We start from the raw sequence: 20,687 nt of genomic DNA on the forward strand, positions 1-20,687 counted from the left end.
AAAACGGGATAAACCGTTCCGCAAGTTCGCACAAGGGAGGTTTGCTATGTCTGCAGTTTTGCCAGTCCAAGGCGCCGACAGGATCGCGGCCGCCCGGCCCGCACGCAAAGCCGGCCCCGGCCTGTTCGGCAAATACCGCGAAATCATCATCGCGGTGGCCTTCTTCCTGCTGTTCGATCTCGGGGTGCTGGTGCTGAATTTCTACACCTCGTTCAAGATCGACCAGGACACCGTGACCATCAACCTGTCGGGCCGCCAGCGTTATGTGTCGCAGCGCGTCGCGCGCACCCTGCTGGAGCTTGACGCCATGCGCGCCGCCGGGCTTTTCTACAAGCCCGAAACCCTGGCGGAGCTGCGCTCGGGCGCCAAGGTCTTCCAGATCTCGCAAGTGGCTTTTCGCGAAGGCGGAACGATTCCCGGCGGCGACGGCAAGCCGGTCTACCTGCACCCCGTGACATCCAGCCGCGGCCGCGAACTCGAAGAAAAGGTGGAAGTCCTGTGGAAACCCTACTTCGCCCTGCTCCAGCCCTTGCTGAGCGGCGACAACTTCACGCAGCAGGAACTGGCCGCCGCGCTGGCCTACAGCCAGGCCCACAACAGCGAGCTGCTCAGCGCGGCCAACGACTTCGTGACCGAAACACAGCAGATAGGCGCGTCGCGCGCCAGCGTGCTGCGCATGGTGCAAACCGGCGGCATCGTGCTGGCCCTGCTGAATTTCGCCTTCATCCTGTTCAAGTTTTTGCGCCGGCTGAAGACCTCCGACGCGGCGATCGAGGCGGCGACCGAGGAAAACCGCGAAATCCTCGCGAGTGTGCGCGAAGGCCTGTTCCTGCTCACGCCGGGGCACCAGCTGGGCTCGCAGCTGTCCCGCTCCACCCACGCGCTGTTCGGCAAGACGCTGGCGCCGGGGCAGAACTTCTTTGAGGTGCTGTCCACGATGGTGTCCCTCAAAGCCCTCACCGACGCGCGCGACTATGTCGAGCTGCTGTTCTCCCCGCATGTGAAGGAGCAGCTGGTCCAGGGCATCAACCCGCTTTCGGAAGTGGAACTCACCGTTGCCAACCGCCTGGGCCAGCAAACCCCCCGCTACCTGTCCTTCCATTTCAACCGGGTGCAGGACGGCGCCACCGTGCGGCACCTGCTGGTCACCGTGCAGGACATCACGCAAAAGGTCGAACTGCAGGCCAGGCTTGCCGGCGAACGCCAGCGCTCGCAAAAAGAGCTGTCCATGATGCTCAAGGCCTTCGAGACCGAGCCAGCCATGATGCGGGCCTTCGTCGAGCGCGCCGAGGCTTCGCTGCTCGAGGTCAACGACCTGCTGCGCAGCACCTCCTCGGCCGCCTCCGAGATCCAGGTGCTCAAGGCCGTGGACGGCGCCTACCGCCGCATCCACGCCTTCAAGGGTGACGCCGCCTCCCTGGGCCTGGAAATCCTGGCCACGCTGGCCCACCAGTTCGAGAGTGAGTTGCAAAAACTCAAGGACAGCGGCGCAGCCACCGGCGACGCCCTGCTGGCCCTGCCGCTACCGCTGGAAGACCTGCTCTCCAAGGTGGGCGCCTTCAAAGCCCTGGGCCAGAGGCGTTCGGGCGAGGGCGCGTCATCCCGGCAAGGCGATTCGCCGCAAGACCTGCACGCCGCGCTCACCCGGCTGGCCACCGAAGTGGCCACGGACTGCGGCAAACGCGTGAAGGCCGATGTGCGCATCGCCGGCGCGCCGGAATTACCACCGGCCAAGATGGGCCTGGTGCGCGAGATCGCCATCCAGCTGCTGCGCAATGCCGTGGTGCACGGCGTGGAAACCCCGGCCGCGCGGCAGGCCGCCGGCAAACCCGCCGAAGGCCAGCTCAGCGTGGCGCTGGCCCCTGACGACGCCGGCCAATGGCAGCTCACGGTTCGCGACGACGGTGCCGGCTTGAACGCCGCCGATGTACGCCGCCGCCTGCTGGAGTTGGGCTGGTACAACGCCGAACAGTTGCAGAGTTTCAGCGACAAGCAGATCGTCGCGAACATCTTCAAGCCCGGTTTTTCCACCGCCGCCGCGACGTCGCGGCATGCCGGCCGCGGTGTCGGCCTGGACCTGGTGCAGGCCAATGTGCAAAGCCTGGGTGCGCGCCTGCTGCTATCGAGCACACCCGGCCAGCACACCGAATTCCGGGTCGTGTTTTCCTGAGGCCGCCCCACATGACCAATTTCCAGACATGCCAGACATGCCAGACATGCCAGACATGCCAAACATCCCCAACCCCCAAGGAGGCTCACCATGCGATTGCTGATTGTTGACGACTCCAACATGATCCGCACCCGCATCTCGCGCGTGGTGCAAAACGGCGGCATCAAGGGCATCGTGCTCGCGGGCCTGGCCAGGAACGGCAACGAGGCCGTGCGGCTGGCCCGGGCGACCCGGCCCGAAGTCGTCACCATGGACCTGACCATGCCCGAGATGGACGGCATCGAATGCATTTCCGCGCTGCTCAAGCTGGACCCGGCCGTCAAGATCCTCGTGGTCAGCGCGCTCAGCGACAAGTCGACGGCCATCCAGGCGCTCAAGCTGGGCGCACGCGGCTTCGTCGCCAAACCCTTCACCGATGAAGAGCTGCAGATGGCATTGCTCGACATCGCCGACATGCGCTAAGGAGGGCTGCCATGGCCACACTCAACGAAAACGACCTCAAGCTGTTTGTCGACTCGATCCGGAATTACCTGAAAGTCACCACCCGGCAGGAGCCGCAGATCACCTCGGCCTACCTCGGCTCGGGCGATATCGAGGGCTTTGAATTCAACGGCATCGTGGCCTTTTCGGGCAGCCACAACGGCCATGTGATGGTCTCCATGCCGGGCAAGCTGGTGCGGGAAATTTTGCTGCTACAGCATGAAACCGACCTCAGCGACGGCAACCTGCTGGACGCCGTGGGCGAGATCGCCAACACGCTGGCCGGCAACGCGCGCAAGGCCCTGGGCTCCGAGCTGCAGATTTCGGTGCCGGTCAAGATGCAGGGCACGCAGGGCATGAAGGCCAGGGTGCGCACCCGTCCCTATGTCATCACGCTGCGCTGGAACCACTATTCGGCCATGGTCTGCGTCGACATGGACCGCAAGAACTGAGCTGAACTCCCGCCTCGGTGCACGCATTTTGTGCAGCGCACCAAAAGAAACCGGCGTAAAGGCTGAAATCGCGCTGCAAGGGTGCGTTTTGCACGCCCCAAGGTGGCACGCTTTTCGCACTGATTCTGGGAGTTAACCATCTCACAGAAAGAGCTTGCACCATGGCGGGGTTTCGTAATTTTCTCAAGGCAGGTCACGCACCCACGCTGGGTGCGGCGTTTTTTTACTTCGCCTTCTCATGTTGCATCTGGGTGATGAACGGGGCCATGGCCCCTTTCATTTCGGAAACCTACAACCTCTCGCCCACTCAGAAGGGTGTGATGCTCTCGGTGCCCATCTTCGCCGGCGCCTTGATGCGCTTTCCGCTGGGCGTGCTGGCCCAGTACATAGGCCGCAAGAACGCCACGCTGGTGGAAATGGGGCTGATCATGGTGGCCCTGCTGTTCGGCTACTTTGTGGTCGACTCCTACAGCAGCCTGCTGGCCATGGGCGTGCTGCTGGGCATTGCCGGCGCCAGCTTCGGCGTCGCGCTGAGCCTGGGTTCGGGCTCCTTTCCGCCGCGCTACAAGGGCCTGGCCATGGGCCTGGTCGGCGCGGGCAACGTGGGCACCGCCGTCTCGGTGTTGGTGGCGCCCGCGCTGGCCCAGCGCTTCGGCTGGCAGTCGGTTTACGGCATTGCTGCTGTGGCCATGCTGCTGCCCATGATCGCGATGATTCTTTTTGCCAAGGAACCCGACGACGTGGACAGCCACGCCACGCTGCGCGAGCACGTCGCCTGCCTGTTCGAGAAAGACGGCTGGGCCTTCAGCCTGATCTATGCCGTGAGTTTCGGCGGCTTCATAGGCCTGGCCACGTTTTTGCCCTCCTATTACTACGACCAGTTCGGCGTCAGCAAGGTGCAGGCGGGCCAGCTGTCCATGCTGGCGGCCTTCATGGGCGCGGCGCTGCGCATCTTCGGCGGCTGGATTTCCGACCGCTGGGGTGGCGTCAACACCCTGAGCGTGGTGCTGCTCACCATCGCCGGCACGCTGATCGCCTGCGGCCTGGCCGGCGGCTCCCTGGCCGGCACCACGCTGCTGGTGATGCTGTGCTTTGCCGCCCTGGGCGCAGGCAACGGCGCCCTCTTCCAGCTCGTGCCCCTGCGCTGGCCCCTGGCCACCGCGGTCGCCGGCTCCATGATCGGCGAGATAGGCGCCCTGGGCGGCGGCCTGGTGCCCAACGCCATGGGCATCTCCAAACAATATGCCGGGACCTATATGTGGGGGTTCTTCTTTTTTGCGGCTTTGGCTTTGGGGATGTTGGTGATGCTCCGGGTTATGCAGATTCGGTGGACGCGGACATGGGCTGAAAAGGGGGGTCGTGCTCGCGGCGCGTGAAGAAAGGCCGGTCTTGCTCCGGCGGAGTGCTCTCTTCTAAGTTCAGCTGACCGGGTCTCGCCCCGGCGGGCGAGGCACTTTTCTTTGCTTCGCCAAAGAAAAGTACCCAAAAGAAAGGCGACCCGCAGTCTGGGTCCCTACGCTTCGCTTCGGGCAACCTGCGGTGCTCGACTACGGCGGGGTCTCGCGCAAACTCGCCTTCGGCTCAAACAAGCGCGAGCCCTGATCCGCCTACGTCTGCGCTCCTCGGCCCAGCCAGGACGGGGCAATCGGGAACCGAATACCGAAATACCAAGAAGACCAATACAAACAAGGACACGCCATGGCGTGTCCTTGTTTCTTCAGGTATTCAGCTGTTTGGTATTCCTGTCCCCACCCCTTGTGTATGCGCCGAGGAGCGGAGGGCCAGACGGATCAGGGCTGGCGTTGTCTGAGCGAAGCGCAGCGTAGCGAGTTTAGCCAGACCCCGGCTGGACCGAGCACCGCAGGTTGCCCGTAGCGAAGCGAAGGGACGCAGACACCAGGGTCGCCTTTTCTTTTGCTTACTTTTGGTGTTTGCGTAACTTCGCTGCGCGAAGTGAGCAAACCCCGCGCGCGTAGCGCGCCTTTTGGCGAACAAAAGAAAACCCGCTTTGCGGGTTTCGATAAAAGTGAGTAGCTGCCGGGCTACCCCCGGCCAGCAAGCCTCAGAGGAGGGCACACCGCCGGAGCAAGACCGGCAACTCTCAGCGAGGTAAAAACAAAACCCAATAAATCAACAAAACATTCACCACAACACTAACCGCCAACAGCAACTTCCACAGCATCACCGGATCCCGCTCAATCAAGGGCGTCCCCTGCGGCGCGGTCAGCGGGCGCGAGGCGCCGCGTTCCAGCGCCAGCAGTAACTCTTCGGCGGTTTCAAAGCGGCGGCGCTTGTCGCGGGACACGGCCTTGAGCACCACGTGGTCCAGCCAGATCGGCACTTCGGGGTTGATGCGGCTGGGCGCGACCGGGTCGCGGTAGTAGCGGCCGGCCTGGTAAGGCAGCACCTCACCGTAGGGCAGCCTGGCGGTCAGCAGCTGGTACAGGGTGACGCCCAGCGCAAACAGGTCGCTTTGCGCGTCGGGCAATTCCTCGGGCCCGTCGCTGCCTGTGGCGCTGAAGCCCCATTGCTCGGGATTGATGAAGCTGGGGGTGCCGGCGTGCAGCTTGCGCATGGCTTCGGGCTCGCGCCCGCTGAGGGCCACGCCCAGGTCCAGCAGGCGCAGCACGCCGTCTTCGCCCTGGTGCAGGTTGGCGGGCTTGATGTCGCGGTGGATCACGCACTGGCGGTGCAGCCGGCCCAGCGCGCGCGCCGCCTGGGTGGCCGCGCCCAGCACCTGTTCAACGCTGAATTTGTGGCCGCGTTCCAGCAGTTGCTGCAGCGTCTCGCCGCTGTGCCAGTCGTACAGGAGGTAAAAAGCGCTGCGCTCCTGCCCGGCTGGCGGGCTTTCGTGAAGCCTGACCAGATGCCCCGCCGCCGGGCCCGACTGCATGCGCAGGGCCAGCCAGGCCTCGTGCGCCAGCATGGCGCGCTCCTCGCCATCGTGGGACCTCGCGGGGTTCAAGGCCTTGAGGGCGTAAAGCACACGCGTGGCCGGGTCGCGCACCTGGTACAGCACATGGATCTCGTTGTCGGCCACTTTCGCGGTCACCACAAGGCCGTCGATCACGTCGCCGACCTTCAGCTTGGGTGGCACCGGCAAAGTCTGGGCAATACGGCTCACGTCCTGCAGGGTGGCGTCGAGCAGGCCGCGCACGCGCACCACGACGGCCGTCAGGTTGTCGTTGCTGCCGGCGGCCAGGGCGGCGTCGACCAGTCCCTGGCTGGCCAGCTGGGAGCCGCCCGCTTCCTGCAGGCCGGCAAAATCCCGCAGCCGCGCATCGCGCAGCACGCCGTGCACGCCGTCGGTGACGAGCACAAACACATCGCCCACCTGCAGGTCACCCTGCATGTAGTCGACCACCACATGGTCTTCGGCGCCCACCGAGCGCAGCAGCTGGTGCCTGAAGTCGGGATGGTTGACCGCATGGTCGTGCGTAAGCTGCTGCAGCGCACCGCCGCGCAGCAGATAAGCCCGTGAATCGCCCACATGCGCCAGGGTGTAGGACTGCCCGCGCAGCACCAGCGCCGTGAGGGTGGTCAGGCCCACGGCCGGCCGGCGCCGGCGGTTGATGCCGGCCAGCCAGGCGTTCTGCGCGCCGATGATGCGGTCCAGCGCCACCGTGGTGTCCCAGGTCTCGGGCGTGCCGTAGTAGTCGCGGACCAGGCTGGTGACCGTGGTTTGCGCGGCTTCCCGGCCCATGCCGCCGGTGCTCACGCCGTCGGCCACCGCCACGATGGAGCCCATGCCTTCCTGCCCCGGTTCGGGCAGCATGGCCGCGCAGAAGTCCTCGTTGCTGTTTTTACGGCCCGCCAGCGTGGCGAAGCCAATGTCCAGATCAAATGCCATGCACCAATGTAAGCAAGTTCAATGCCCAATATTGGTGCAATGCAGCAATGCACCGGGCTGGCGCCCGTTGGCGGGCCCTAGCCCACCAGCATTTGCATGCTGCGCTCGTACTGCACCGAGAGTTGCTCGAACACGTCCAGCAGGTCTTCGCTGGCGGTGGCCAGGCCCTCCAGCCGTTTCACATCCTTGCCCTTGGCGATGCCCGCGGCACCGGCGCGCATCTGCGCCCAGCCCGCGGCGGCCTTGTCCAGGGACTCGCGGATCTCCCTGCTGGTCAGCGGGATGTCGTTGAGGTACTGCAGCGCCTTCTCAAAAGCCGCCTGCGACTCGGCCATGCCCACCTCGCTGCGCTGTGAGGCCGTGCCGCCCAGGACCTGCAGCAAGGCGTATTTCGCGAAACGCTGGCTCAGCATGCGCTGGCGGCCGGCCAGGTTGAGCATCTGCAGCGGCGGCATGGCGCCGGCGCTTTCAAGGATGGCGGTCATGCGCTCGGCTTCCTGCAGCAGCAGCTCGGCGAGCTCGTCCAGGTGCGCCATCTCGCCGGCCGCGCGGCTTTCCTCCAGGGCGGGCTTCAGGCGCGCCCAGGTCAGGCTCACCTGCCCCAGCAGGTCGCCAAACGTGGGCTTGGACAGGCTTTTACTGAGAGAGGCGATATTGGCATCTATGCGCTGCACCGACTCCGCGAGCAGCTGCGCCACGCGCTCGGGCTGCACGCCCGCCAGCCGCAGCAGCACCAGCTTGACCAGGCGCTGCGACAGCATGCGCAACTGGCCCGAGCGGTTGACGTCTTCGGCGAAACGGGCTGAATGGATGATGTGCTGCGACACCTGGCCCAGACGCTGGTTGGTGTGCATGGAAGCGGTGCGCAGAATCTGGAAGGCGTCGTCGTCGGACATCTGGCGGGCGCGCATCAAAATGCCCTTGGCGCGGTCCACCACCTTGCGCTCCTCGAGGCGGCCGGCGATGTCCCGCATCTCGTCCTGCAGGGCCTGCTCGCGCCTGAAGCGAGCCTGGGCCAGGTGGATCAGCGGCCGCAGGCGCTGCGGGCTGTAGCCGTTGACCACGTAGGCATGGACCCCGACTTCCGTGGCACGCGTGATTTTTTCCGCATCGCTGTCGCTGGTGAACACCAGGACGGGGCAAGGCGCGGTCTCGCCGACCACCTGCAAGAGCTTGAACAAGGCCTCATCGGGCAGCGCATCGTGGCAAACCAGCACGTCGGGCGCCTGCCGCAGTGCCTCCTGCACCAGTTTGCTGCGCTCGTGGAGCACCCCCAGGACCTGGATGCCGGCCGCCTCAAGGTCGGAGACCAGCGGGTTGGCGCCGGCGGGGCCGTTCAGGTTTACCAATGCGGAAGTCATACAAATCAATAGCTTGGGAGGGAAATAAGGCTGGTCAGGATGCAAGTCGCGCGCCACGCGCCGGCTGCGGATTCCGGGCGCGGCTTGCAGGCCAATGATATGGCACAAGTTTTGCATTAGCTATCGCGGGCGTAACGACGCGCCCGACCTTAGCGAATGCACTGCGGGTCCTGCGCACAACGACGTGCGTAATGGTGTGCCTCATACCGGGTCAACGGCCCGGATCCCTGTTGACCGGGAGAGAGCATCATGAATTTCATCCTGTTTCAGGCAAGCCGGACCGGCTTGCACCCCCTGACAAGCTGCGTGGACGCGCGCCTGCGCGGCACGGCCGTGGCATGACGTTTGCACCTGGACACACTGAATCCCCTGGAGTAGCCCCATGAAAAAATCAAAACTGGTAATGGTCGGAAACGGCATGGCCGGCGTGCGCACCCTGGAAGAGCTGATCAAGGTCGCGCCCGACCTGTACGACATCACGGTCTTCGGCGCCGAGCCCCATCCCAACTACAACCGCATCCTGCTGTCGCCCGTGCTGGCCGGGGAGCAGACGCTGGATGAGATCGTGCTGAACTCCTGGGACTGGTACAAGGACAACCACATCACGCTGCATGCCGGCAAAAAAGTGGTGGAAGTCGACCGCGTCAAGCGCATCGTGCGCGCCGAGGACGGCACCGAAGAGGAATACGACCGCCTGCTGATGTGCACCGGCTCCAACCCCTTCATCCTGCCGGTGCCGGGCAAGGACCTGCAAGGCGTGATCGCCTACCGCGACATCGCCGATACCAACGCGATGATCGAGGCCTCCGAGAAATACAAGAAGGCGGTCGTCATCGGCGGCGGCCTGCTGGGCCTGGAAGCGGCCAACGGCCTGATGCTGCGCGGCATGGAAGTCACCGTGGTGCACGTCATGCCCTGGCTGATGGAGCGCCAGCTCGACGACGTGGCGGGCAAGCTGCTGCAGAAATCGCTGGAAGACCGCGGCCTGAAGTTCCTGATAGGCGCGCAGACCCAGGAGCTCACCGGCAACGAAGAAGGCCGCGTGAAGTCCATCAAGTTCAAGGACGGCAGCGAAGTGGCCACCGACCTCGTGGTCATGGCGGTGGGCATACGCCCCAACACCCAGCTGGCCGAATCCATGCGCCTGCACTGCAACAAGGGCATCGTCGTCAACGACACCATGCAGACCGTCACCGACGCGCGCATCTACTCGGTGGGCGAATGCGCGGCGCACCGCGGCATCGCTTACGGGCTGGTGGCGCCGCTGTTTGAGCAGGCCAAGGTCGCGGCCAACCACCTGGCGCAGTTCGGCATAGGCCGTTATTCGGGTTCGCTGACCTCCACCAAGCTCAAGGTCACGGGCATAGACCTGTTCAGCGCCGGCGAGTTCATGGGCAGCGACGGCGCCGAGGAAATCGTGATGAGCGACCCCTTCGGCGGYGTCTACAAGAAGCTGGTGATCAAGGACGACAAGCTGGTCGGCGCCTGCCTCTACGGCGACACGGTGGACGGCAGCTACTACTTCAAGCTGCTGCGCGACGGCCGCAGCGTCAGCGACATCCGCGACAAGCTGATCTTCGGCGAGTCCAATCTCGGCGACACAGGCCATGAAGGCCACAACAAGGCCGCCACCATGCCCGACGACGCCGAGGTCTGCGGCTGCAACGGCGTCAACAAGGGCACCATCTGCAAGGCCATCAAGGAAAAAGGCCTGTTCACGCTCGACGAGGTGAAGAAGCACACCAAGGCCAGCGCCTCCTGCGGCTCCTGCACCGGCCTGGTCGAGCAGATCCTCATGTTCACGGCCGGCGGCGACTACTCGGCCACGCCCAAGCTCAAGGCCATGTGCGGCTGCACCGACCATGGCCACCAGGCGGTGCGCGATGCGATACGCGCCAACAAGCTGCTGACGATCTCCGAGGTCTACAAGTTCATGGAATGGAAGACGCCCAACGGCTGCGCCAGCTGCCGCCCGGCCGTCAACTACTACGTGACCAGCACCTGGCCCAAGGAGGCCAAGGACGACCCGCAAAGCCGCTTCATCAACGAACGCAGCCACGCCAACATCCAGAAGGACGGCACCTACAGCGTCATCCCGCGCATGTGGGGCGGCGAAACCACGGCCAGCGAACTGCGCCGCATCGCCGACGCGGTGGACAAATACAAGATACCGACCGTCAAGGTCACCGGCGGCCAGCGCATCGATTTGCTGGGCGTGAAAAAAGAGGACCTGCAAAACGTCTGGAAGGACATCGGCATGCCCTCTGGCCACGCCTACGCCAAGGCCCTGCGCACGGTGAAGACCTGCGTAGGCAGCGAATGGTGCCGCATGGGCACCCAGGACAGCACGCAGATGGGCAAGGACCTGGAGCGCGCGATGTGGCGCATGTACGCGCCGCACAAGGTGAAATTCGCCGTCAGCGGCTGCCCGCGCAACTGCGCCGAGGCCGGCATCAAGGACGTCGGCATCATAGGCGTCGATTCGGGCTGGGAGATGTACATCGCCGGCAACGGCGGCATCAAGACGGAAGTGGCCCACTTCTTCACCAAGCTCAAGACCGCCGAGGAAGTGCTCGAATACACCGGCGCCTTCTGCGAGCTCTACCGCCAGGAAGGCTGGTACCTGGAGCGCACGGTGCACTACGTGAACCGTGTGGGCCTGGATTACGTCAAAAAGCGCATCCTGGAAGACCACGAAGGCCGCAAGGCGCTGTGGGAACGCCTGCAGTTCGCGCTCGACGGCGAGCCCGATCCCTGGTTCGACTTCAAGGAAGCCGCGGTCGACACCCGGCAGTTTGAAAAACTCACGCCCGCCTGAATTGAGAGATCACTATGTCTGAATGGAAAAAAATCTGCCTGGTCACCGACATCCCGGTGCTGGGTTCGCGCCGCGTGGCGCGTGAGCGCGGCATCGACGTCGCGGTGTTCCGCAACGATGAAGACGGCGTGTTCGCGCTGCTGGACCGCTGCCCGCACAAGGGCGGCCCGCTGAGCCAGGGCATTGTGTTCGGCACCAGCGTGGCCTGCCCGCTGCACAACTGGACCATAGACCTGGAAGGCGGCTGCGCCAAGGCGCCCGACGAAGGCTGCGCGCAGAAATTCAGCGTGCGCGTCGAGGACGGCGCCGTGCACCTCGATGCCACGGAGCTGGCGACGCTGGCACTGGACTTGCAACCCGTGGTAGCCGGCCCCGCGGCCAAAGAACTGACCAACGCCTGAACGCCCCAATGACCCTTGTTGATGCAGGATTGAAGGAAACCCGCTCGACCTGCCCTTACTGCGGCGTGGGATGCGGGGTGGTGATCGAATCGCAAGGCAACCAGATCACGGGAGTCAGGGGCGACCCCGACCACCCGGCCAATTTCGGCCGGCTCTGCACCAAGGGCTCGACGCTGGCGCTGACGGCTTCGGCCGCCGTCACGCGGCAAACGCGGCTGCTGCAGCCCATGCGGCGCGAGCACCGCCATGAAGCGGCCAAGCCGGTGTCCTGGGACAGCGCGCTGGGTTTTGCCAGCGAAAGTTTTGCGCAGATCATCCGCGACCACGGCCCCGACGCGGTGGGTTTTTATATTTCAGGCCAGCTGCTGACCGAGGACTATTACGTCTTCAACAAGCTGGCCAAGGGCCTGATAGGCACCAACAACGTAGACACCAATTCGCGCCTGTGCATGAGCAGCGCGGTGGCCGGCTACAAGCAGACGCTGGGCGCCGACGCGCCGCCGGCCTGCTACGACGACGTGAACCATGCGCAGTGCATCTTCATCGTCGGGAGCAACACGGCCTATGCGCATCCCATCCTGTTCCGGCGCATCGAGGACGCCAAGGCCGCCAACCCGGCGCTCAAGATCATTTTTTGCGACCCGCGCCGCACCGACACGGCCGAGATCGCCGACCTCTACCTGCCGATACAGCCGGGCACCGACGTGTCGCTCTTCAACGGCATGCTGCACATCATGCTGTGGGAGGGCTGGACCGACGCGGCCTACATCGCCGCGCACACCACGGGCTTTGACGCGCTCAAGGCCACGGTGCGCGACTACACGCCCGACCTGGTGGCCGAGACCTGCGGCATCAAAAAGGAAGACCTGCTCGCCGCAGCGAAACTCTTCGCCACCTCGGCCGCCACGCTGAGCCTGTATTGCCAGGGCCTGAACCAGTCCAGCAGCGGCACAGCCAAGAACGCCGCCCTGATCAACCTGCACCTGGCCACCGGCCAGATCGGCAAGCCCGGCGCCGGGCCGTTTTCGCTGACCGGCCAGCCCAATGCCATGGGCGGGCGCGAGGTGGGCGGCCTGGCCAATTTGCTGAGCGCGCACCGCGACCTGGCCAACCCCGCACACCGCGCGGAAATCGCGGCCCTGTGGGGCGTGCCCTCGGTGCCGGAAAAACCCGGCAAGACCGCCGTCGAGATGTTCCAGGCCGCCGCCGACGGCGAAATCAAGGCCTTGTGGATAGCCTGCACCAACCCGGCCCAGTCCATGCCCGACCAGGCCACGGTGCGCCGCGCGCTGGAGCGCGCCGAACTGGTCATCGTGCAGGAAGCCTTTGCCACCACCTCGAGCTGCGACTATGCCGACCTGCTGCTGCCCGCCACCACCTGGGGCGAAAAAACCGGCACGGTGACCAACAGCGAGCGCCGCATCAGCCGCGTGCGCCCGGCCGTGGCCGCGCCCGGGGAAACGCGCCATGACTGGGCCATCGTGGTGGACTTCGCGCAGCGGCTGGAAAAGCTGCTGAAGGCGGACAAGCCTGAGCCTCTCTCCGAGCAAGAGGCAGCCGTCGCCGAGGCCCCGCCCCCTCTTCCCCGTACCACCCTCTTCCCCTACCCGCTGCAAGACGCCGCCCTCGGCGTGGAAGTCATCTGGAACGAGCACCGCGAATCCACGCGCGGCCGCGACCTGGACATCACCGGCCTGAGCTATGAATTGCTCGAGGAAGCGCCGCGGCAGTGGCCCTTCAAGCCCGGCGACAGCGCGGGCAAGGCCCGGCTCTATGAAGACGGCGTGTTCCCCACTGCCGACGGCAAAGCGCGTTTTGCCAACACCGTCTACAAGCCGGTGGCCGAGCCGCGCGAGTCGCGCTTCCCGTTTTCGCTGACCACCGGCCGGCTGCGCGACCAGTGGCACGGCATGAGCCGCACCGGCACCCTGGGCCGGCTGTTCGGCCATGTGGCCGAGCCGTCTGTGCAGATGAATGCCCAGGACATGGCGCGCCGCCTGCTGAAAGACGGCGACCTGGTCTACGTGACCTCCAAGCGCGGCTCCATCGTCGTGCCGCTGCAGGCCTCGCCCGAGGTGGCAGTGAGCCAGGCCTTTATCGCCATGCACTGGGGCGAGGAGTACCTGAGCGGGCAGTCCACCAGCGGCGTCACGCTGGCCGGCGTCAATGCGATCACCACCTCGGCCTACTGCCCGAGCTCCAAGCAGCCCGAACTCAAACATGCCGCGGTCAAGATCCTCAAGGCCGACATGCCCTGGACGCTGCTGGCCATGGCCTGGCTGCCGGGCGGCGAGGTGCTGGCCGCGCGCGAGCAGCTCAAGCCGCTGATGGCGGCCTTTCCCTTCACCAGCTGCGTGCCTTTTTCCAACAACACCGCGCTGGCCGACCACGGCCGCGAGCGCTCCGGCCTGCTGTTCCGCGCGGCCGGCCACGAAGCCCCGCCCGATGAATTGCTGGCCAGGCTGGAGTCCATCCTCGGCCTGGACGGCGCCGACGTGCTGCGCTACGCCGACCGCAAAAAAGGCCAGCGGCGCACCGTGCGGCTGCTGCGCAAGGGAGAGGCGGCCGAGCTTGCCGGTTTTGTGCTGGCCGGCGACACCAGCGCCCAGGCCTGGATCAAAACCCTGCTGCAGGACGAGCTGCCGGCCCAGGCCTACGGCCGGCTGCTGCTGCTGCCCGGCGCCAAGCCGCCGGTGGCGGTGCAGTCGCGCGGCAAGCTGGTCTGCACCTGCCTCAATGTCAGCGACACGGCCATCGACGAACACCTGGCGCTGGTAGCCGGCGGCGGGGGCGGCGGCGGCCACCTGCACACCGACGAAGAGCGGCTGGCCTCGCTGCAGGCGGCACTCAAATGCGGCACCAATTGCGGCTCCTGCGTGCCCGAACTCAAGCGCCGCGTGCGCTCGGCGCGCAGCGAGGAACAAGCCGCCGCACCACGTACCGTGATCCCGATCCGGCAGCTCGCTTAAGCTCATAACAAGAAGTTATCTGCATTCGCAGACAATCACGCTTATGGGCATTAGCCAATACATCAAGGAAATCGGCCGCGGCAAGGACGGCGCCCGCGCCCTGACGCGCGAGCAGGCCGCCGACCTGCTGGGCCAGGTGCTGGACGGCACCGTGACCGACCTGGAAATCGGCGGCTTTTGCCTGGCCATGCGCATCAAGGGCGAAACGCCCGAAGAAATGGCGGGTTTCCTCGAGGCGCTGCAGCAGCGCCTGGCGCATTTCCCCGCCGGCGAGACCCCCACCGTGGTGCTGCCCAGCTACAACGGCGCGCGCAAGCTGCCGGTGCTCACTCCGCTGCTGGCCCTGCTGCTGGCGCGCGAGGGCGTGCCCGTCCTGGTGCACGGCACGCCCACCGAAACCAGCCGGGTGTTTGCTTCGGAAGTGCTGCAGGCGCTGGGCATCCATGCGCTGGCGGCGGTGCGCAAAATCGGGAGCGGCGAAGCCGTTTTCGCGCCCACCGAGCTGCTGCTGCCGTCTTTAAAGCGCCTGCTGGACGTGCGCCGCGCCGTGGGCCTGCGCAACCCGGCGCACAGCCTGGTCAAGATCATGAGCCCCTGCCTGGGCAAAAGCCTGGTGGTGAGCAGCTACACACACCCGGAATACGCCATCTCGATGGCGCAGACCTTCGAGCTGACGGGTGCCAATGCGATGCTGCTGCGCGGCACCGAAGGCGAAGGCGTGGCCGACGCGCGCCGCATGCCGCAGATGGAGGCTTTCATAGGCGGAAAACGTTCGCTGCTGCAGGAAACCCAGGCCGGCACGCTGGCCACCCTGCCCGAGCTGCCCAGGACGGTGGACGCCGCCGCCACCGCGGCCTATATTCAATCGGTACTGGCCGGCGACAAACCCGTGCCGCCATCGATTGCGCGGCAGGTGGAACATATCTTGCACTTGTTGCCCCAAATCAAATGACCACGATGAACCACGGAAAAGTCACCCTCGTAGGCGCCGGCCCCGGCGACCCGGAACTGCTGACCCTCAAGGCCCTGAAGGCGATACAGCGCGCGACCGTGCTGCTGGTGGACGACCTCGTGAGCGACGAGATCGTGGCCTTCGCGCGGCCCGAAGCGCGCATCGTCTACGTGGGCAAGCGCGGCGGCTGCAAGTCCACGCCCCAGGCTTTTATTGAAAAACTCATGCTGATGGCCGCCCGCGAGGGCGAGGACGTGGTGCGGCTCAAGGGCGGCGACCCCTTTATCTTCGGCCGCGGCGGCGAAGAGGTCGAGCACCTGCGCGAGGCCGGCATTGAGGTGGAAGTCGTCAACGGCATCACCGCGGGCCTGGCGGCCGTCACCTCGCTGGGCGTGCCGCTCACGCACCGCCAGCATGCGCACGGCGTGGTCTTCGTCACCGGCCATGCCAAGCCCGGCGACAGCGGCACCGACTGGAAGGCCCTGGCCGCCACCGCGCACAGCGCGCGCCTCACGCTGGTGATTTACATGGGCGTCAGCGGCGCCGAACGCATCCAGGATGAACTGCTGTCCGGCCTGCCGGCCGCCACGCCGGTCGCCGTGGTCCAGAGTGCCTCGCTGGCGGCGCAGCGCCACATCACCACCACGCTGGGCGAGCTGGCAAGCGCGATATGCGAGGCCGGCCTGGCCAGCCCCTCGGTCATCGTGGTGGGCGATGTGATCAGCGGCGTGGCCGTGGCGGCGGCGCACCCCGACGCCGTTCGCGCAGCCTGAACGCAATACCGCGTCACACAGCGGTCACACGGCCCACCTAAGCTCCCGGTCTTTCGACTGGAGCAAAGATGTCCCACCGTTTCCTGGCCGGCGCGCTGCTGGCGCTCGGCATGGCCTGCGCGCAGGCGCAGAGTTTTTCATTCGGCCTGTGGGGCGACATGCCCTACCAAAAAGCCGGCGACGACCCGAAAATCCCGGCGCTGCTCAAAAGCATCAACCAGTCGGACATCGCCTTCTCGATCTACGACGGCGACATCAAGGACGGCAGCTCCAAATGCACCGAGGACATTTATGCCTCGGCGCTGGCCATGTTCGGCGAGCTGAAAAAGCCCGTGGTCTATGTGCCCGGCGACAACGAATGGACGGACTGCCACCGCCTCAACAACGGCGGATACGACGCCCTGGAGCGCCTGGCCTACCTGCGCAAAACCATGTTCCCGACCACCCGCAGCCTGGGCAAGCGCAGCATGGCGCTGGTCCACCAGGCGCCGCTGGGTGAGAAATTCGTCGAGAACACGCGATTTGCCCACCAGGGCATCGTGTTCGCGACGCTGAACGTGCCGGGCAGCAACAACAACAAAATCCTGGACGATAAAGACTGCAGCCAGAAAAGCGCGCGCACCGCGGCCCAGTGCGAGGCCTCCAACGCCGAATACCTGGAGCGCGACGCGGCCAATGTGCGCTGGATGCAGGAGGCTTTCTCTCAGGCGAAAGCCGCCAAGGCGCGCGGCCTTGTTTTGGTGATCCAGGCCGACCCGGGCTTTGACTTGCCGGAAACCGAGGGCATTGACGAAAGCCAGGCGCCGGGGGTCAGCGGCTACCGCAATTTCATCAGCCATGTCATCGCCGAAACCGAGCAGTTCGCCGGGCAGGTGCTGCTGGTGCACGGCGACACGCATTTCTTCAAGGTCGACAAGCCGCTTTACAGCCCCACCAAGCTGCTGGCCAACCTCACGCGTTTGCAGACCTTCGGCAGCCCGCTGATCCACTGGGTGCGCGTCAGCGTGGAGCCCAAAAACCCCAATGTGTTCACCGTCCAGCCCGTCATCGTGAAACAGTGACAAGGCCGTGGGCCGGCCGGCGAGGGCCGGCCCCGAATCCGGCGTGCGCGGCTACACTCCCGATGTCAAAAACAACAGCAGGGGGAATGGCGCGATGCTAGACAAACTCAACGAACTGACGGAAAGCCACGGCGAACTGCGCCCCGGCAGCGGCATCATGAGCGGCGTGATCGCGCTGAGCCTGGGCGTGCTGTGCTTTCTGGGCGTGCTGGCTTTTCACTTCCCCGAATACCTGACCACGCCCGAGCTGCGCAAGAGCTACAACGTCGACGTGATCCGCATCGTGATGTTCACCTCGCTGGTGATTGCCGGCGGCATCTCGCTGGTCAACATCATCTTCAACCGCTCGCGCTGGCTGGCCGGCGCGGCCTTTTTGCTGGTCGCGGCCACAGCGCTGCTGGGCGGCCACAAGGTGCCGGTCAACGATTTCGCCGACAACACGCCCTACATCGGCCTGGACTGGTTCATCCTGGACCTGCTGGGCTCCTCGCTGATCTTCATCTTCATTGAAAAGCTGTTTGCGCTGCGCAAGGACCAGCCGGTGTTCCGCGCCGAGTGGCAGACCGACTTCCACCACTTCATCGTCAACCACATGATCGTGGGCTTTGTGCTGCTGGCCACCAACCTGCTGGTGCACAAGTTCTTCGGCTGGGCCGCCAACGACGGCATACGCGGCTGGGTGCAGGGCCTGCCTTTCTGGGCCGGCGTGCTGCTGATCGTGCTGGTGGCCGACCTGGTGCAGTACTGGACGCACCGGGCCTACCACGAGGTGCCCGTGCTGTGGCGCCTGCACGCGGTGCACCACAGCGCCAAAAGCATGGACTGGCTGGCCGGTTCGCGCCAGCACATCCTGGAACTGCTGCTGACCCGCACGCTGATCCTGGCGCCCATCTATGTGCTGGGTTTTTCCAAGGAAGTCATAGACGCCTACATCGTGATCGTCGGCTTCCAGGCGGTGTTCAACCATGCCAATGTGAGCGTGCGCCTGGGCCCGCTGCGCTACCTGATCGTGACGCCCAACTTCCACCACTGGCACCACAGCCAGGACCAGGAAGCGCTGGACCGCAACTACTCGGCGCACTATGCCTTCATCGACTACCTGTTCGGCACCGCCGTCAAAAGCACCAAACTCTGGCCCGAGCGCTACGGCGTGCTGGGCGACTACGTGCCCAACGGTTTCCTGAAACAGCTCAAGTTCCCGTTCATCTGGAAACCCTGAGCACGACGCATGGACCAGGGGCCGATTTGACGCACCAATTTGACGCCGTGGTGGTGGGCGCAGGCGCCGCCGGGCTGTTCTGCGCGGCCCAGGCGGGCCAGCGTGGCCTCAAGGTGCTGCTGCTGGACCACAGCGAAAAAGTCGCCGAAAAGATCCGCATCTCGGGTGGCGGCCGCTGCAATTTCACGAACCGCGACGCCACGCCCGCGCAGTTCCTGAGCGAGAACCCGCACTTTTGCCGCTCGGCGCTGTCGCGCTACACGCCGCAGGACTTCATCGCCCTGCTGCAGCGCCACAACATCCCGTTCCACGAAAAGCACAAGGGCCAGCTGTTTTGCGATCGCTCGGCCGAAGACGTGATCAACATGCTGCTCGCCGAATGCGAAGCCGGTGGGGTGACGCGCTGGCAGCCCTGCGGCGTGCAGAGCCTCAAAGGCCCGCAGGAGGCGGGCGGAAACTACGAACTTCACAGTGATCGCGGCCTGATCACGGCGCCGCAGGTGGTGATCGCCACCGGCGGCCTGTCGATTCCCAAGATAGGCGCCACCGATTTCGGCTACCGCATCGCCAAACAGTTCGGCCTGCGCCTGGTGGAGCCGCGTGCCGCACTGGTGCCGCTGACCTTCGACGGCCAAGGCTGGGCGCCCTATGCCCAGCTGGCCGGCCTGGCGCTGCCGGTGTTGATAGAAACCAGCGCGGCGGACGCCACGCCGAAACAGCGCAAAAAAGCCGTGGTGTTCTCGGAAGACCTGCTGTTCACCCACCGGGGCCTCAGCGGCCCGGCCGTGCTGCAGATCTCCAGCTTCTGGCGCGAAGGCCAACCCATACGCATCAACCTCGCACCCGGCGTGAACCTGCCGGCCCTGCTGCTGCGCGCCAAGGCCAGCTCCAAAAAACTGATCGCCAACGAACTCGCCAGCCTGGTGCCCAGCCGCCTGGCCGACGCCTGGGTCAGCACCGACCCGGCGCTGCAAAAACCCATCAGCGAAGCCACCGACAAGGCCCTGCAGGCCCTGGCCCAGCGCCTGGCGGACTGGGAGCTCATCCCCAACGGCTCCGAAGGCTACAAAAAAGCCGAAGTAACCGTGGGCGGCGTAGACACCCGCGACCTGTCCTCCCAGACCCTGGAATCCAGGCAACCGGGCCTGTATTTCATAGGCGAAGTCGTCGATGTCACCGGCTGGCTGGGTGGTTACAACTTCCAGTGGGCCTGGGCTTCGGCACATGCCTGTGCCGAGGCGCTCAGTGCAGCGCACTAGCCCGGCAGGGCCAGCTTCCACTCGCGCGGTGTCTGGCCGCATTGCACCTTGAAGGCGCGCGAAAGCGCCGCTTCGCTGCCGTAGCCGACGTCTGCGGCGATGAGCTTGAGCGGCTGTCCCCGCCGCAATGCCTGCTGTGCCAGGCCCACCCGCCAGCGTTGCAGGTACACCCCCGGCGTACAGCCGACCGCGTCGCGAAACTGGTTGGCAAATACGCTGCGAGACATGCCCGCGCGATCAGCCAAGGCCTCCAGGCTCCATTCCTGCGCGGGGTGCTGGTGCATCGCGACAATGGCGTTGCGAAGGCGCGGATGCGAAAGCCCCGCCAGCATGCCGGAGCGCGTTTCGCCGTTTTCCATGAGGTGGCGCAACACCTGGATCAGCACCACGTCAAACAGCCGGTCCAGCAGCGCCTGCCGCCCGCAGCGCTGCTCGAATGCCTCTTCGAACAGCAGTTGCAGCACGCCGGCGGCGCCTTCGACCTGCGCCAGCGGCAGATGCACAAAGGCCGGCAAAGCGGCCGCGATCGGATTGGCCGCCCCGCCCTCAAAGCGCAAGTGTGCGCAGACGAAATCAGCGCCATGGGCCGCATCGGTGATAAACCGGTGCGCCAACGGCCTGGGGTAAAGCAGCAGGCAGGGACCGCTGACGCGCACGACTTCGGCGCCGCCATGGCTGACGCCAACTTCTCCGCTGCGCACCAGGTGCAGTTGCCCAGCGCCCTCCTCCTCGCCGAGTTCGTTCACGCCGCAGAGCGCGCCCGAATGAAAAACGTTCGCGCTCACCGAGAAATGCCTCAACAAAGTCTCAAGTCGATCAACCAATGAAATTCTCCATTTGATACTTTGGATCAATTTTTTAAGATTATTAAATACTTATCGTATTTTTCAAAGCGTAAAGTTCGTACTGTCGATTCCGACTT

Annotated in this window: 15 protein-coding genes; 12 read left to right on the forward strand and 3 right to left on the reverse strand. The window is 65.2% G+C overall.

Annotated features, from left to right (window positions below; translation table 11 throughout):
* The first annotated feature begins 46 nt into the window (after positions 1-46).
* From AC1DUN_RS08485 to AC1DUN_RS08500, 4 genes are all read left to right on the forward strand, one after another.
* The gene (locus AC1DUN_RS08485; RefSeq protein WP_477713575.1) at positions 47-2,170 is read left to right on the forward strand and encodes an ATP-binding protein; all 2,124 of its coding nucleotides are present in this window, start codon (positions 47-49) and stop codon (positions 2,168-2,170) included.
* A 90-nt stretch (positions 2,171-2,260) separates the two neighbouring features.
* Complete coding sequence (locus AC1DUN_RS08490) at positions 2,261-2,632, forward strand: response regulator transcription factor (protein WP_477662555.1); 372 nt, start codon at positions 2,261-2,263, stop codon at positions 2,630-2,632.
* An 11-nt stretch (positions 2,633-2,643) separates the two neighbouring features.
* On the forward strand, positions 2,644-3,102 hold the full coding sequence (locus tag AC1DUN_RS08495; RefSeq protein ID WP_477713576.1) for a chemotaxis protein CheX: 459 nt from the start codon (positions 2,644-2,646) through the stop codon (positions 3,100-3,102).
* 161 nt (positions 3,103-3,263) lie between these two features.
* Positions 3,264-4,478 (forward strand): MFS transporter, encoded by a 1,215-nt coding sequence (locus tag AC1DUN_RS08500; protein ID WP_477701178.1) that lies wholly within the window; start codon positions 3,264-3,266, stop codon positions 4,476-4,478.
* Positions 4,479-5,203: 725 nt separating this feature from the next.
* On the opposite strand, the gene AC1DUN_RS08505 is transcribed toward AC1DUN_RS08500, so the two are convergent.
* Both AC1DUN_RS08505 and AC1DUN_RS08510 read right to left on the reverse strand, forming a co-directional pair.
* A complete protein-coding gene (locus tag AC1DUN_RS08505) occupies positions 5,204-6,952 on the reverse strand; it encodes a bifunctional protein-serine/threonine kinase/phosphatase (RefSeq protein ID WP_477713577.1) in 1,749 nt (582 codons plus the stop codon).
* Positions 6,953-7,029: 77 nt separating this feature from the next.
* Entirely contained in the window at positions 7,030-8,313 is a 1,284-nt protein-coding gene (locus AC1DUN_RS08510) for a type IV pili methyl-accepting chemotaxis transducer N-terminal domain-containing protein (protein WP_477713578.1), read from the reverse strand.
* 382 nt (positions 8,314-8,695) lie between these two features.
* On the opposite strand from AC1DUN_RS08510, the gene nirB reads away from it, so the two are divergent.
* The 8 genes from nirB to AC1DUN_RS08550 all read left to right on the forward strand — a co-directional run bounded on the left by nirB (position 8,696) and on the right by AC1DUN_RS08550 (position 19,765).
* A complete protein-coding gene (gene nirB / locus AC1DUN_RS08515; RefSeq protein WP_477713579.1) occupies positions 8,696-11,131 on the forward strand; it encodes a nitrite reductase large subunit NirB in 2,436 nt (811 codons plus the stop codon).
* A 14-nt stretch (positions 11,132-11,145) separates the two neighbouring features.
* Positions 11,146-11,532 carry a nitrite reductase small subunit NirD gene (nirD, locus tag AC1DUN_RS08520; RefSeq protein WP_477713580.1) on the forward strand — a complete coding sequence of 129 codons (387 nt, stop codon included), beginning with the start codon at positions 11,146-11,148 and terminating at the stop codon, positions 11,530-11,532.
* A gap of 29 nt (positions 11,533-11,561) precedes the next feature.
* A complete protein-coding gene (locus tag AC1DUN_RS08525) occupies positions 11,562-14,501 on the forward strand; it encodes a nitrate reductase (protein WP_477713725.1) in 2,940 nt (979 codons plus the stop codon).
* Positions 14,502-14,544: 43 nt separating this feature from the next.
* Entirely contained in the window at positions 14,545-15,453 is a 909-nt protein-coding gene (ybiB, locus tag AC1DUN_RS08530; RefSeq protein ID WP_477713581.1) for a DNA-binding protein YbiB, read from the forward strand.
* A 5-nt stretch (positions 15,454-15,458) separates the two neighbouring features.
* Entirely contained in the window at positions 15,459-16,226 is a 768-nt protein-coding gene (gene cobA, locus AC1DUN_RS08535; protein WP_477713582.1) for a uroporphyrinogen-III C-methyltransferase, read from the forward strand.
* Between the two features lie 68 nt (positions 16,227-16,294).
* The gene (locus AC1DUN_RS08540) at positions 16,295-17,287 is read left to right on the forward strand and encodes a hypothetical protein (RefSeq protein ID WP_477713583.1); all 993 of its coding nucleotides are present in this window, start codon (positions 16,295-16,297) and stop codon (positions 17,285-17,287) included.
* A gap of 94 nt (positions 17,288-17,381) precedes the next feature.
* The gene (locus AC1DUN_RS08545; RefSeq protein WP_477713584.1) at positions 17,382-18,506 is read left to right on the forward strand and encodes a sterol desaturase family protein; all 1,125 of its coding nucleotides are present in this window, start codon (positions 17,382-17,384) and stop codon (positions 18,504-18,506) included.
* A 26-nt stretch (positions 18,507-18,532) separates the two neighbouring features.
* On the forward strand, positions 18,533-19,765 hold the full coding sequence (locus AC1DUN_RS08550; protein ID WP_477713585.1) for a BaiN/RdsA family NAD(P)/FAD-dependent oxidoreductase: 1,233 nt from the start codon (positions 18,533-18,535) through the stop codon (positions 19,763-19,765).
* Here the strand turns inward: AC1DUN_RS08550 and AC1DUN_RS08555 are convergent.
* Complete coding sequence (locus AC1DUN_RS08555) at positions 19,762-20,619, reverse strand: cupin domain-containing protein (RefSeq protein ID WP_477713586.1); 858 nt, start codon at positions 20,617-20,619, stop codon at positions 19,762-19,764. The two genes, AC1DUN_RS08550 and AC1DUN_RS08555, sit on opposite strands and share 4 nt — an antisense overlap.
* Positions 20,620-20,687: the final 68 nt, after the last annotated feature.

It is taken from the genome of Polaromonas sp. P4_F6 (assembly GCF_056401275.1).

What these genes read in the sequence shown, in the direction of transcription:
- cobA (WP_477713582.1), top strand. Translation starts at nt 15,459, where the DNA reads ATGAACCACGGAAAAGTCACCCTCGTAGGCGCCGGCCCCGGCGACCCG.
- AC1DUN_RS08540 (WP_477713583.1), top strand. Translation starts at nt 16,295, where the DNA reads ATGTCCCACCGTTTCCTGGCCGGCGCGCTGCTGGCGCTCGGCATGGCC.
- AC1DUN_RS08505 (WP_477713577.1), bottom strand. Translation starts at nt 6,952, where the DNA reads ATGGCATTTGATCTGGACATTGGCTTCGCCACGCTGGCGGGCCGTAAA.
- AC1DUN_RS08510 (WP_477713578.1), bottom strand. Translation starts at nt 8,313, where the DNA reads ATGACTTCCGCATTGGTAAACCTGAACGGCCCCGCCGGCGCCAACCCG.
- nirD (WP_477713580.1), top strand. Translation starts at nt 11,146, where the DNA reads ATGTCTGAATGGAAAAAAATCTGCCTGGTCACCGACATCCCGGTGCTG.
- AC1DUN_RS08545 (WP_477713584.1), top strand. Translation starts at nt 17,382, where the DNA reads ATGCTAGACAAACTCAACGAACTGACGGAAAGCCACGGCGAACTGCGC.
- AC1DUN_RS08485 (WP_477713575.1), top strand. Translation starts at nt 47, where the DNA reads ATGTCTGCAGTTTTGCCAGTCCAAGGCGCCGACAGGATCGCGGCCGCC.
- AC1DUN_RS08495 (WP_477713576.1), top strand. Translation starts at nt 2,644, where the DNA reads ATGGCCACACTCAACGAAAACGACCTCAAGCTGTTTGTCGACTCGATC.
- AC1DUN_RS08490 (WP_477662555.1), top strand. Translation starts at nt 2,261, where the DNA reads ATGCGATTGCTGATTGTTGACGACTCCAACATGATCCGCACCCGCATC.
- ybiB (WP_477713581.1), top strand. Translation starts at nt 14,545, where the DNA reads ATGGGCATTAGCCAATACATCAAGGAAATCGGCCGCGGCAAGGACGGC.
- AC1DUN_RS08500 (WP_477701178.1), top strand. Translation starts at nt 3,264, where the DNA reads ATGGCGGGGTTTCGTAATTTTCTCAAGGCAGGTCACGCACCCACGCTG.